13 protein-coding genes are annotated in these 12666 nt (G+C 73.6%); 6 read left to right on the forward strand and 7 right to left on the reverse strand.

The window, feature by feature from the left end; genetic code table 11:
* Positions 1–316: 316 nt before the first annotated feature.
* Genes KUM32_RS13360 through KUM32_RS13370 form a run of 3 tightly spaced genes read right to left on the reverse strand, consistent with a single transcriptional unit; the run spans position 317 to position 1884 of the window.
* Complete coding sequence (locus KUM32_RS13360; protein ID WP_217142073.1) at positions 317–1141, reverse strand: rod shape-determining protein; 825 nt, start codon at positions 1139–1141, stop codon at positions 317–319.
* On the reverse strand, positions 1138–1509 hold the full coding sequence (locus KUM32_RS13365; RefSeq protein WP_217142074.1) for a TraR/DksA C4-type zinc finger protein: 372 nt from the start codon (positions 1507–1509) through the stop codon (positions 1138–1140). The genes KUM32_RS13360 and KUM32_RS13365 overlap by 4 nt, the downstream gene beginning before the upstream one ends.
* Positions 1510–1554: 45 nt before the next feature.
* Positions 1555–1884 (reverse strand): TraR/DksA C4-type zinc finger protein, encoded by a 330-nt coding sequence (locus KUM32_RS13370; protein WP_217142075.1) that lies wholly within the window; start codon positions 1882–1884, stop codon positions 1555–1557.
* Between the two features lie 308 nt (positions 1885–2192).
* Between KUM32_RS13370 and KUM32_RS13375 the strand changes: the two genes are divergently transcribed.
* From KUM32_RS13375 to secD, 4 genes are all read left to right on the forward strand, one after another.
* Complete coding sequence (locus tag KUM32_RS13375; protein WP_217142076.1) at positions 2193–3155, forward strand: sensor histidine kinase; 963 nt, start codon at positions 2193–2195, stop codon at positions 3153–3155.
* A gap of 2 nt (positions 3156–3157) precedes the next feature.
* Positions 3158–3904: a response regulator transcription factor gene (locus KUM32_RS13380; RefSeq protein WP_217142077.1), complete on the forward strand. Its 747-nt coding sequence runs from the start codon at positions 3158–3160 to the stop codon at positions 3902–3904.
* Between the two features lie 133 nt (positions 3905–4037).
* Positions 4038–4484: a hypothetical protein gene (locus tag KUM32_RS13385; protein ID WP_217142078.1), complete on the forward strand. Its 447-nt coding sequence runs from the start codon at positions 4038–4040 to the stop codon at positions 4482–4484.
* A gap of 150 nt (positions 4485–4634) precedes the next feature.
* A complete protein-coding gene (gene secD, locus KUM32_RS13390) occupies positions 4635–6941 on the forward strand; it encodes a protein translocase subunit SecD (protein ID WP_254405498.1) in 2307 nt (768 codons plus the stop codon).
* Between the two features lie 35 nt (positions 6942–6976).
* Here secD and KUM32_RS13395 read toward each other — a convergent pair whose 3' ends face one another.
* On the reverse strand, positions 6977–7795 hold the full coding sequence (locus KUM32_RS13395) for a GntR family transcriptional regulator (RefSeq protein ID WP_217142080.1): 819 nt from the start codon (positions 7793–7795) through the stop codon (positions 6977–6979).
* Between the two features lie 169 nt (positions 7796–7964).
* On the opposite strand from KUM32_RS13395, the gene KUM32_RS13400 reads away from it, so the two are divergent.
* Positions 7965–8810, forward strand: a complete 846-nt coding sequence (locus KUM32_RS13400) for a (2Fe-2S)-binding protein (protein ID WP_217142081.1) — start codon at positions 7965–7967, stop codon at positions 8808–8810.
* A gap of 280 nt (positions 8811–9090) precedes the next feature.
* Positions 9091–10143 (forward strand): DUF2637 domain-containing protein, encoded by a 1053-nt coding sequence (locus tag KUM32_RS13405; RefSeq protein WP_217142082.1) that lies wholly within the window; start codon positions 9091–9093, stop codon positions 10141–10143.
* A 52-nt stretch (positions 10144–10195) separates the two neighbouring features.
* On the opposite strand, the gene KUM32_RS13410 is transcribed toward KUM32_RS13405, so the two are convergent.
* From KUM32_RS13410 to KUM32_RS45260, 3 genes are all read right to left on the reverse strand, one after another.
* Complete coding sequence (locus tag KUM32_RS13410; protein ID WP_217142083.1) at positions 10196–10594, reverse strand: ATP-binding protein; 399 nt, start codon at positions 10592–10594, stop codon at positions 10196–10198.
* Between the two features lie 115 nt (positions 10595–10709).
* The gene (locus KUM32_RS13415; protein WP_217142084.1) at positions 10710–12452 is read right to left on the reverse strand and encodes a pyruvate dehydrogenase; all 1743 of its coding nucleotides are present in this window, start codon (positions 12450–12452) and stop codon (positions 10710–10712) included.
* Positions 12453–12480: 28 nt separating this feature from the next.
* Positions 12481–12657 carry a hypothetical protein gene (locus KUM32_RS45260; protein ID WP_374227508.1) on the reverse strand — a complete coding sequence of 59 codons (177 nt, stop codon included), beginning with the start codon at positions 12655–12657 and terminating at the stop codon, positions 12481–12483.
* Between the last annotated feature and the right edge of the window lie 9 nt (positions 12658–12666).

The raw sequence follows: 12666 nt of genomic DNA on the forward strand, positions 1-12666 counted from the left end.
GATCCGGCCAGCGGGAGCGGAGACGGGGACGCGTGCGCGGCGGTGGGGACGACCCGCGCCGCCCCCACCGCAGGACCTCCGGCGCTCGGCGCGGCCCTCAACGCCCCCGCGCCCGCCCACACCGACCGCACCGGTGGCGTCCCCGCCCCTGTCCGGCGAGGGCTGTGGCACCCGGCGGTTGGTGCCCGGCCGGCATGGGCCGGCCACCGCGGCGGAGACGACCGGCTCGTGCCGGGGCCCCCGGGGGAGGTCTCGCCGGATGCGGACGCGGGCAGGGGCGAGGCCGCCGTCGTCGACGGAGCGGACGGCGTCGATGTCAGTACGGGTACCGGCCCGGCGGGTCCGTGCCCGTGGTCGACGGGTGGCAGTGCGCGGCCCGCAGCAGCTTGGCGGCGCCGCGGACGGCGGCCGTGTGCGGGGCCGGCACCGCCCGCAGGGGCACGTGCAGCCTGCCGGTGAGGTGGCAGGTGATCTCCGGACGCAGCGCACCCCCGCCCGCCAGCAGCGGGCCCCTGCCCAGGGCGTCGACGGTGAGGGACGTACGGTCCTGCCGCAGCATCGAGGTCGTCATGTCGGCCACCGCGTCGCCGATCTCCGAGGACGGGGTGGCGTCGTCGATGTCCCCCGTGCCAAGCGCGGTGCGGCGCGCGTCGAAGACGGCACCGTCCACCAGCAGCACCACCTCGGTGAGGTGCGCCCCGATGTCCACCACGAGCAACGGCCGGGACAGGTCCGCGCCCACCGCCAGCGCCACGGCCCGCGCGCTGGGCACGGTCAGCACACTGCGCGGGCGCAGCACCTCCACGGCCGCACGGGCCTCGGTCCGGTAGGCGAACCCGTCCAGCACCGGCGCGGTCACCACGACCAGGGGACGGGCGAAGCGGGGCAGGCGGTGACCGAGCAGCCGGTCCAGCATCCGCGCCGTCCCCTCGGTGTCGACGATGGAGCCGCGCTGGATGGGGTGGACCGCGCCGGCCCCGGGAAAGGTGACGGTCGGAACGTCGAGGACCACTCCCCGGCCGGCGACCCACGCACGGGTGCGGGCGCTGCCCATGTCGAGGGCGACGCCGCTGCACCGCCGGCACACGGACCACGGCCGGTGCCGGGCGAGTCCGGCACAAGGCCGGCGGACCACGGTCATCGTCCGGCCTCCCGCACCTGCTGGCAGCGAGCGCAGTAGCGGGCCTGCGGCACGATCATCAGGCGCTCGCGGTCGATGGGACGCCGGCACAGATGGCACAGGCCGTAACGGCCCTCGGCCATGCGGTCGAGGGCCGCCTCGACGTCGGCGAGGACCATCCGCGCGGAGGCCGCGAGTGCGTCCCTGACCTCGGTCCGCGCGTCGGACCCCCGCCGCGTCGGCCCGTCGGCGCCGGACGCGACGGTGGCGATCTGCCGCAACTGCTCCTCGCGGAACAGCCGCTGCTCGTGCAGGTTGTCCCGGAGCGCGTCGAGGTCCTCGGGCGACAGACGCGTGTCACGGTCACCGATGGTCTGTTGGTTCACCACTTCACCCCTCGGGCAGGGCGGGCAGGACGACTGGCCGGCCGGTGGTCAGGCGGCCGCGCGGCGCTGGCAGGCGACGCAGTACCGCGTGTAGGGAAGGATCTCCAGACGCTCCCCCGGCACGGGCTTGCTGCAGCCCAGGCAGGTGCCGTAGGTGCCGTTGTCGACCCGGGCGAAGGCCTCGTCGATCTCCTTGAGCACCCGTTGGATGGCGGACTTCTGCGCGGACACCAGATGGTCGTCCTCCGCATGGGCGCTCTCGTCGAGGGCCTGAAGCTGGGTCAGGCGGGTGTTGCGCGCGTGTTCGAGGCGCTGGCGTGCCTCGTGGGCGGGCAGCCGCTCGGGGCGGGATTCGATGCGGGAGGCGTCGAGCGACACGGTGGGTCCCTTCGTGCAGTGTCCGGAGTCGTGCGTGCCTCCACCCTGGCCGGGCCCGTCAGGGTTTCCCATCGGGCGCAGGCCCCATTTGCCCGGGGGCCGGGCATCCACTGCGCGGCCCGCCGTGACGGCCGTATGGGTGTGCCGCCCCCCGGAAATGGGGGTCGGCCCCCATCGACCCGGCGCGGCGGCGCGGGCAGGCTGGGGGCAGGCTCGGTCGTGACCAAGGGCCGCAGCTCCCGACCGGGGTGCGCGATGACCGACAGTAGAGGCGTACAACCACGTCGTATAAGGAGGCGTACCCCCCGGTGTCCCTGTTCTGGCGGATCTTCGGGCTCAACGCGGTGGTGCTGGGCTTCGCCACGGCACTGCTGCTGTGGGCTCCGGTGACCGTCTCCGTTCCGGTCCTGCTGACCGAGGCGGTCATCCTGGTGGGCGGCCTCGCCGTCATGCTGGTGGCCAACGGCGCCCTGCTGCGCTGGGGCCTGGCCCCACTGGACCGGCTGACGAAGCTGATGACCACCGTCGACCTGCTGCGCCCCGGCCAGCGGCTGCCGGTGTCCGGCGGTGGCGGTGGCGGTGAGGTGCCCGAGCTGATCCGCACCTTCAACGCCATGCTCGACCGCCTGGAGCACGAGCGCGCCACGAGCACCGCGCGCGTGCTGCTCGCCCAGGAGGCGGAGCGGCGGCGCATCGCCCAGGAGCTGCACGACGAGGTCGGGCAGAGCATGACGGCGATCCTGCTGGTCCTGGGGCGTGCCGCGGACGACGCCGACGAGCCGCTGCGCAACGAGCTGCAGCAGGCGCAGGAGATCACCAGGGAGAGCCTGGACGAGGTCCGCCGCCTGGTGCGCAGGCTGCGGCCCGGGGTCCTGGACGACCTCGGCCTGATCAGCGCGCTGTCCTCGCTCACGCACGACTTCGCCACGCACACCGGGCTGAGGGTGGTGCGCCGTTTCGACGCCGAACTGCCCGCCCTGGACCCCGAGACCGAGCTGGTCCTCTACCGCGTCGCGCAGGAGAGCCTGACGAACGCCGCCCGGCACGCGGACGCCGAACGGCTGGAGGTGTGCCTGGACCGCGCCGACGGTGCGGTGACGCTCACCGTCTCCGACGACGGTCGCGGCATCGAGGCGGCGTGCGAGGGCGCCGGGATCCGCGGCATGCGCGAACGCGCCCTGCTCGTCGGGGCGGCCCTCGACATCACCTCGGCGCCCGGCGCCGGCACCCGCATCCGGCTCACCGCACCCGTCCCCAGGAAGCAGCCCTGACCATGCCCGACCCGTCCCTGTCCGGCCCCGCCACGTCCGGGCCGGCCCCGTCCGCCCCGTCCGCCCCGTCCGCCCCGTCCGAGGCGCCCGGGGCCGCTCCGTCGGCGATCCGCATCCTGCTCGCCGACGACCACGCCCTGGTACGCCGTGGCGTGCGGCTCATCCTCGACCGGGAGCCCGATCTGGAGGTGGTCGCCGAGGCCGGGGACGGCGCGGAGGCCATCGACATGGCGCGGGCCCACGCCGCCGACCTCGCGGTCCTGGACATCGCGATGCCCCGGCTGACCGGCCTCCAGGCCGCCCGCGAGCTGGCCGCGCTCAAACCGGGCCTGCGCATCCTGATGCTGACGATGCACGACAACGAGCAGTACCTGTTCCAGGCCCTGAAGTCGGGGGCCTGCGGATACGTCCTGAAGTCCGTCGCCGACCGCGACCTGGTCGCCGCCTGCCGGGCCGCGATGCGCGACGAGCCCTTCCTCTACCCCGGCGCGGTCACCGCCCTCATCCGCAACTACCTCGACCGGGTCCGGCACGGCGAGGAGTCCGCCGACCACATCCTCACGCCCCGCGAGGAGGAGGTCCTCAAGCTCGTGGCCGAGGGCCACTCCTCGAAGGAGATCGCCGAGCTGCTCTTCATCAGCATCAAGACCGTCCAGCGGCACCGCGCGAACCTCCTGCAGAAGCTCGGCCTGCGAGACCGCCTGGAGCTGACCCGCTACGCCATCCGCGCCGGTCTCATCGAGCCCTGACGTCCGTCCCCCGACCGCCCGGGGCTCCGGCCGCCACTCCCCGGCCCGGGCCCCGGGCTCCGCTCCCCCTCGCCACCACCCGACGCGCCAGCACGCCACCACACGATCACGCCATCACGAAAGGGGACGGTGGATGCGCCCCGCTCACCGCACCGCCCCCGCCCCCGCCGGCCGTCGGGTGGCGGCCCCGCGGGTCACCTCACCGGTCACCCCGCTGATCGTCCTGCTGGCCGTCCTGCTGGCCCTCGTCCCGGCGTGGCCCGCAGCCGGCGCGCACGCCGGGCGCGGCGGTCCCCTCCCGGCCGGCACCGCCACGGCCGTGCCCCACCCGGCCTTCGACCGCCACGCCGACGACGGCTGCACCCCCGCCTGCGCCGCCCAGGCCCGAGCCCGGCACGACCACCTCGGCGAGCGCCCCACGGCACCCGACCACCCCACGGCCACCACCGCGCAGGGCGCGGGCACCGCCCCGGCACCCCGTGCGCGGACCTCGGCGGCGCCCGGAAGCGCGCCCGCCGCCTCCCCCGGCCGCGCCAGTCACGACCGCGGACGGGCCCCTCCGGCGTCCTGCGGCACCTGACGCGTCCCGTTCGTTCACCTTCTTCCGCCGCGGCCGCGCCGGCCGCTGCCGTGGCGTGCCCGCCGGAGGCCCGTGTTGAAACGTTCCCGTCCCCGATCCCGCTCGCACTCCCGCTCGCTGAGAGGTCGTGCGCTCGTCGCCCTCGCCGTGATGGCCGCGTCCGTGGCCATCGCCCTGACCATGCCGATCCGTCTCGGACTCGATCTGCGCGGCGGCACCCAGATCGTGCTGGAGACCAAGTCCACCGCCACCACCAAGGCCGACCGGGAGGCCACCGACCGCACCGTGGAGGTGCTGCGCGGCCGCATCGACGCACTCGGTGTCGCCGAGCCGACCATCGTGCGCTCCGGCGAGAACCGCGTCGTCGTCGAACTGCCGGGCGTGCAGGATCCCAAGAAGGCCGCCGCCGTGCTGGGCCGCACCGCCCAGCTCACCGTCCACTCGGTCCTCGGCCCGGCCGAGGAGGCCGGCCAGGGCACCGGCGAGAACACCGCCGAGGACGGCGGCAAGGACACCGGCAAGGACACCGGTGAAGACGACGGCGAGCGCGTCCTGCCGGACGAGTCCGGTCAGTCACTGCGCCTCAAGGCTCCGACCCTGACCGGGCAGGACGTCGAGGGCGCCGACGCCCGGTTCGACCAGCAGAACGGCGCCGGATGGCACGTCACCGTGGACTTCAAGGACGCGGGCAGCGACCGGTGGGCCGAGGTGACGGGCCAGGCCGCCTGCCATCCGGCCGGTGATCCCCAGCGCCGGGTCGCCATCGTGCTCGACGACAAGATCATCTCCTCGCCCCAGGTCGACCCGTCGGTGGCCTGCGGAGCGGGCATCACCGGTGGCTCCACCCAGATCACCGGCTCCTTCGACGACGCCGAGGCCCGCGAACTGGCCCTGCTCGTCAAGGGCGGTGCCCTGCCCGTGCCGGTCGAGACCATCGAACAGCGCACCATCGGCGCCACCCTGGGCGACGAGGCCATCTCGGCCGGCGCCTGGGCGGCCGTGATCGGCACCTCGCTCACGGGGCTCTTCATCATCGTCGTCTACCGGCTCATGGGCGCCCTCGCGACCGTGGCGCTGCTCTGCTACGGCCTGATCTCCTACGCCGCCCTGGCCGCGGTCGGCGCGACCCTGACCCTGCCCGGACTGGCCGGCTTCGTGCTGGCGATCGGCATGGCGGTGGACGCCAACGTCCTCGTGTTCGAACGCGCCCGCGAGGAACAGGCCGCCCGCAGCCGTCCCAGCACGCGCTCGGCGCTGACCACCGGTTTCCGCAGCGCCTTCAGCGCGATCGCCGACTCCAACGTCACCACGCTGATCGCCGCCGCCCTGCTGTTCTTCCTGGCGTCCGGCCCCGTGAAGGGCTTCGGCGTCACCCTGGGCATCGGTGTCCTCGCCTCCATGGTCAGCGCCCTGGTCATCACCCGGGTGCTCGCCGAGTTCGCCGCGAGCCGTCCGTCGGTCTTCCGCCGCCCCCACCTCACCGGCATCTCCAGCACCGGCCCCGTCCGCGACGCCCTGCTGCGCCGCGACCCCTTCCTGATGCGCCGGCCGCGCCGCTGGCTGGCCGCCTCCGGCGTCGTCCTCGTCCTGGCCGGCTCCGGCATCGTGGCCCGCGGCCTCGACTTCGGCATCGAGTTCACCGGCGGACGGCTCATCGAGTACTCCACGGCCACCCAGGTCGACCCCGACCGGGCCCGTGACGCCCTCGCCGACGCGGGCTTCTCCCGCGTCGTGGTCCAGTCCTCCGGTGACAGCGACCTCACGGTGCGCACCCAGGAGCTGACCGACGCGGAGGCCGCGACCGTCACGAGCACCATCGGGAAACTGGGCGGCGAGACGGAGAAGGTCCGCGACGAGCTGATCGGACCGAGCCTCGGCGAGGAGCTGCGGCGGGACGCCCTGATCGCCCTGGGCCTGGCCCTCGGCGCCCAACTGCTGTACCTCGCCGCCCGTTTCCGGTGGCTGTTCGGTACCGCGACGGTCAGCGCCCTCGCCCACGACGTGGTCATCCTCGTCGGGGTGTTCGCCTGGCTGGGCAAGCCGATCGACGGGGTGTTCCTGGCCGCGCTGCTGACCGTGATCGGCTACTCGGTCAACGACTCCGTCGTCCTCTTCGACCGCGTCCGGGAACTGCTCGCGCAGGACCGCAGGACGCCGTTCGCCCGGCTCGCCAACCAGGCGATCCTCCAGACCCTGCCGCGCACGGTGAACACGGGCATGGGCGCGGTGCTCATCCTGGCCTCGCTCGCCGTCCTCGCCGACGACTCGCTCACCGACTTCGCCCTCGCGCTGCTGATCGGCGTGGGAGTCGGCACGTATTCCTCGGTGTTCGCCGCCACTCCACTGGCCATCGAGCTGCACGACCGCGGCGCCGGGTCCCGTGCCGGGCGCCGCAAGGGCCGGACCACCGGCACGAAGGTGCCCGCGAGCCGTTCGGAGCGGCAGGAGGTGTCGTAGGGCCGCGGTCCGCGGCCCTGGGAGGGCGTCGCCGCTCAGCGCGCGCCGGTGAAGTGCTCCGTCACCAGGGTCCGCACCACGTCGGGGTCGCCGGCGATCAGCGCGTCCAGCAGCGCCGTGTGCTCGTGCGCGTCGGCGATCAGGTCGGCCCGCCCCCGTGCCGCGGGGGCGCCGGCCGGTGGCCACTGGGCGCGGCGGTGCAGGTCGCCGGCGATCCGGACGAGCTGGTCGTTGCCGGCCAGTGCGAGCACCGCGCGGTGGAAGGCGCGGTCGGCCTCGGCGTAGGCGGCCGGGCAGCCGGACGACGCGGCCCGGACGGTGGCCTCGGCGAGGGGGCGCAGCTCCGCCCAGCGTTCGGCGGGCACCGTACGGGCCAGGCGCAGCATCACCGGGACCTCGATCAGGGCGCGCACCTCGGCGAGCTCGGCCAGTTCCCGGGCGCCGCGCTCGACGACGCGGAAGCCGCGGTTGGGGACGACCTCGACGGCGCCCTCCAGGGCGAGCTGCTGCATCGCCTCCCGTACCGGCGTGGCCGAGACCCCGAACCGCTCGCCGAGCGCCGGCGCCGAGTAGACCTCGCCGGGGCGGAGTTCGCCGGCCACCAGCGCGGAGCGCAGGGCGTCGAGGATCTGCCCGCGCACGGAGGAGCGCTGGACGAGGGGGCGTGCGGGGGACAGCGGGGGTTCGCCGTGGGTGTGCTCGCCGCGCGCGGCCCCGACCGGTTCCGCGCCGCCGCGGCCCCGGTCGTCCCGGTCCCTGCCGACGGCACCGGTCTGGGCCGGGACGCGGGCCGGTGCGGCGGTCCGGACGCGTGCGGTCCCCGTCCCGGCGGAGCCCTGTGTGCTCGGCTTCACGGGTCCTCCTACGGGACGTGTCGGTACTTGGGGCCATTACGGCGGGTTGTCACTTGTTCGTCAAGCACCCTAAGCGCACGGGCCCGCCAGTTCACATCCCGACGATCTTGGGTAAGGTAAGGCTTACCTCAAGCAAGCCCGTTGTTCTGACGTGGATCGGTGGTCCCGCATGCCTGTCACCCGCTCGGCCGTCGCGGACTCCTACGCGCGCCTGTCCGAGGTCCTTCCGGGGCTGGGCGTCACCGAGCTGGGCGCGGGCGAGGCGGTGCCGCGCGACGGCGGGTGGGTCACGGCGGGCTCGCTCGCGGCGGGCGAGGCCGAGCTGGAGGCGTTCCTCGCCTGGGACGACGCCCAGGTGCTGCGGGACTACGGGCAGCGGGCCCGGCCGGACGTGGTGGCGAGTTTCGGACTGCACCGGTACGCGTGGCCGGCCTGCCTGCTGATCACCGTCCCGTGGTTCCTGCACCGCCGGGTGCCCCGCTACCCCGCCACCGAGGTCGCCTACGACCGCGGCGCCGCCGGCTTCCCCCTCGGCCGGCTGGCCGCGCGGCCCGCCGGCTTCGCCTGCCTGCCCGGCGATCCGGCCGCCGCGCTGCCCGGCGCCCGCGTGGTCGCCGACGAGGAGGCGCTGCGCGCCGAGGTGCGGGCAGCGGTCGCCGAACACCTGGAGCCGGTGCTGGCGGGCTTCGGGCCGCGCATGCGGCGCCGCGGACGCGCCCTGTGGGGCATGGCGACCGACGAGGTCGTGGAGAGCCTCTGGTACGTCGCGCACCTGCTCGGCGAACAGGAGCGGGCGCGCCAGGAGCTGGAGCTGCTGCTGCCGGGCGCCACCAAGCCGTACGTCGGCGACGCCGCGTTCCGTGAGCTGAAGGGGCCCGACGGCGAGCCGCTGCACACCCGGGACCGGGCGAGCTGCTGCATGTTCTACACCCTGCGCCCCGAGGACACCTGCGCCACCTGCCCGCGCACCTGCGACGCGGACCGCGTCAACAAGCTGCTCGCCGCGGCCGGTTGAGCCGGGCCGTCGGCACTCTCCCGCCCGGCCGGCCGCTAGGATCGTCGACGTCTTTGCACAACTCCCCCACGCGGTGCGGGACTTTTCCATGGAACCACGCGTACGGGTAGTCTTATTCGAACTCAACTCCCGCCCGTCATGCGGAAGTTCGAGCAGAACGCCGCCCCGGGCATCCCTTCACCCTCCCTTGGCGGCCTCTTGCCCCGAAACCCCCTGACGGCCGCTGGGTTTGGGCCACCATGGCGGGCGTTACGCCCTATCCCAAGGCAAGGGACCCCAGATGAGATTGACCGACATATCGCTGAACTGGCTGCTTCCGGGCGCCGTGCTGCTCCTGGGCATGCTGGCGGCGGTGGCGGTGCTCGCGCGCGGCAAGCGTTCCCCGGGGAAGGACGCGGGCGCGGACGACTCCTGGGAGCGTGCGGAGGAGCGCCGCAGGCGCAAAGAGGCCGTCTACGGCAGCGTCTCCTATGTCCTGCTCTTCTGCTGTGCCGCGGTCGCCGCGGCGCTCTCCTTCCACGGTCTGGTCGGCTTCGGTGAGCAGAACCTCGGCCTGAGCGGCGGCTGGCAGTACCTCGTCCCGTTCGGGCTCGACGGGGCGGCGATGTTCTGCTCCGTGCTCGCGGTGCGCGAGGCCAGCCACGGTGACGCGGCGCTCGGCTCCCGGATACTCGTGTGGACCTTCGCGTTCGCGGCGGCCTGGTTCAACTGGGTGCACGCGCCCCGCGGCATCGGTCACGCGGGTGCCCCGCACTTCTTCGCGGGCATGTCCCTGTCGGCGGCGGTGCTGTTCGACCGCGCCCTGAAGCAGACCCGGCGTGCCGCCCTGCGCGAGCAGGGCCTGGTGCCGCGTCCGCTGCCGCAGATCCGCATGGTCCGCTGGCTGCGGGCTCCCCGGGAGACGTACCGCGCCTGGTCGCTGATGCTCCTGGAGGGTGTGCGCAGCCTCGACGAAGCGGTCGAGGAGGTGCGCGACGACCGGCGCCGGAAGGAGGAGACCCGGCAGCGGCGGCGTGAGCAGGAGCGCCTGGAGCGGGCCCGGTTGAAGGCGATCAGCAGGGGCCACCGGGGCTTCCCCGGCCGAGGCGGCCGCCAGGTCGATGTCGAGGTCGAGGTGCAGCAGTTGGAGCGGGGCGCCGAGAGGGCCACCACGGAGCCTGCCATACCGGCCCAGGAGCAACTGCCCGTGAGCCGGCGCCCCTCCCTGCAGCCCGTGCACGGCGGAGCCGACCCGGTCACCGTCGACCTCACCGCGGAGGACGACACCCAGGCCCTGCCGCGCCTGGACTCCCTGGAGCGCAAGCTGAAGGACCTGGAGCAGCAGTTCGGCTAGGGGTGCGTGAGGCGTAGGCGTGCGTGAGGCGCCGGGACGAGGTCCCGGCGCCTCAGGCGGCCTCCGCGTCCAGTTCGAACCAGACCGACTTGCCCACCTCGCAGCGCCGCACGCCCCAGTCGTCGGCGAGGGACTGCACCAGCATCAACCCCCTCCCGTTGGTGCTCTGCTCCGGTTCGGGCGTCCGCGGCCGGGGCAGCCGGCCGACGAAGTCCCGCACCTCGACCCTCAGCGCCCGCGGCCCGACCGTGGCGGTCAGGACGGCGCCCTCGCCGGTGTGGACGAGCGCGTTGGTCACGAGCTCACTGGTGAGCAGCTCCGCGATCTCCGACCGTCCCGGCCCGCCCCAGTGCCGCAGCAGCTCCCGCAGGGCACGCCGGGTCTCGGGCACCGCCCGCAGGTCCGCCCGACCGAGCCGTCGCCTGAGTTGTGGTGCCGCATGTCCCTTCATGTCCCCCGTCCGCGTGCTGATGTCGCTTCCCCCTTTTTCGAACATCTTCACTGAGGAAGCCTTGCCCGTTCGGGCCCCGGACAGTCATGCCGATTCCACGTGACCTCTCGTACGGTCACGGACGCGGGACGTTGCGCAGGTTGGAGCGGGCCATCTGCAGCATGCGTCCGACACCGCCGTCCAGCACGATCTTCGACGCGGACAGGGCGAAACCGGTGACCATGTCGGCGCTGATCTTCGGCGGGATGGACAGGGCGTTGGGGTCGGTGACGACGTCGACGAGGGCCGGGCCCTTGTGCTTGAACGCGGCCTTCAGCGCCCCCGCCAGTTCCTTCGGCTTCTCCACCCGCACCCCGAAGGCGCCGCAGGCCTCGGCGACGGCGGCGAAGTCGGGGTTGACGTTGGCCACGCCGTGCGAGGGCAGGCCCGCGACCAGCATCTCCAGCTCGACCATGCTCAGCGAGGAGTTGTCGAAGAGGACCACCTTCACCGGCAGGTCATGCTGGACGAGGGTGAGGAAGTCGCCCATCAGCATGGTGAAGCCGCCGTCGCCGGACATCGAGACGACCTGCCGGCGCCGGTCGGTGAACTGGGCGCCGATCGCCATCGGCAGCGCGTTCGCCATCGAGCCGTGCGAGAACGAGCCGATGATGCGGCGGCGTCCGTTGGGCGAGATGTAGCGGGCGGCCCAGACGTTGCACATGCCCGTGTCCACGGTGAACACCGCGTCGTCGTCGGCCATCTCGTCCAGCACGGCGGCCACGTACTCGGGGTGGATCGGGACGTGCTTGTCGACCTTGCGGGTGTACGCCTTGACGACGCCCTCCAGCGCGTCCGCGTGCTTCTTCAGCATCCGGTCGAGGAAGCGGCGGCTCTTCTTCTCCTTCACCCGCGGGATCAGACAGCGCAGCGTCTCCTTCGCGTCGCCCCACACCGCGAGGTCCAGCTTGGAACGCCGGCCGAGGCGCTCGGGCCGGACGTCGATCTGGGCGATCTTCACGTCGTCAGGCAGGAAGGCGTTGTAGGGGAAGTCCGTGCCGAGCAGGATCAGCAGGTCGCACTCGTGGGTGGCCTCGTAGGCGGCGCCGTAGCCGAGCAGACCACTCATCCCGACGTCGAACGGATTGTCGTACTGGATCCACTCCTTGCCGCGCAGCGCGTGCCCCACCGGCGACTTGATCCTCCCGGCGAACTCCATCACCTCGGCGTGCGCGCCCGCCGTGCCGCTGCCGCAGAACAGGGTGACCTTGTCGGCGTCGTCGATCAGCCGTACCAGCCGGTCGATCTCCTCGTCGCCGGGCCGCACCGTGGGCCGCGTGGTGACCAGGGCGGTCTCGGCGGCCCTCTCCGGCGCGGGTTCCCCGGCGATGTCACCGGGCAGGGAGACGACGCTGACGCCGCCCTGGCCGACGGCGTGCTGGATCGCGGTCTGGAGCAGCCGTGGCATCTGCCGCGGGCTGGAGATCAGCTCGCTGTAGTGGCTGCACTCGCGGAACAGCTGGTCGGGGTGGGTCTCCTGGAAGTACCCGAGGCCGATCTCGCTGGACGGGATCTGCGAGGCGAGGGCGAGGACGGGGGCCATGGAGCGGTGGGCGTCGTAGAGCCCGTTGATGAGGTGGAGGTTGCCGGGGCCGCACGAGCCGGCGCACGCGGTCAGCTTCCCCGTGATCTGGGCCTCCGCCCCCGCGGCGAAGGCGGCGGTCTCCTCGTGCCGGACGTGCACCCAGTCGATGCCGGAGTGGCGGCGCACGGCGTCCACGACCGGGTTGAGGCTGTCGCCGACGACTCCGTAGAGGCGTTCGACCCCGGCGCGGGTGAGGATGTCGACGAACTGTTCCGCGACGTTCTGTTTGGCCATGGCTCTAGCTATGGCACAGCGAGCGGCGTCACGCCTCCCCTACGGCGGCGGCCGTGCGGTCGTCGGCGTGGCCCTTGCCCCGGATGCGGCCGTCGGCGAGGAACTCCGTGAGACCGGGCGGGGCCGCGCAGGACCACCGCCGCGCGAGGAGTTCGCCCAGTTCGGGCTCGCTCAGCAGCGGCTCGGCCAGGCCCGCGGTGCGCATCAGGAGCAC

Source organism: Streptomyces sp. AC627_RSS907, assembly GCF_019049165.1.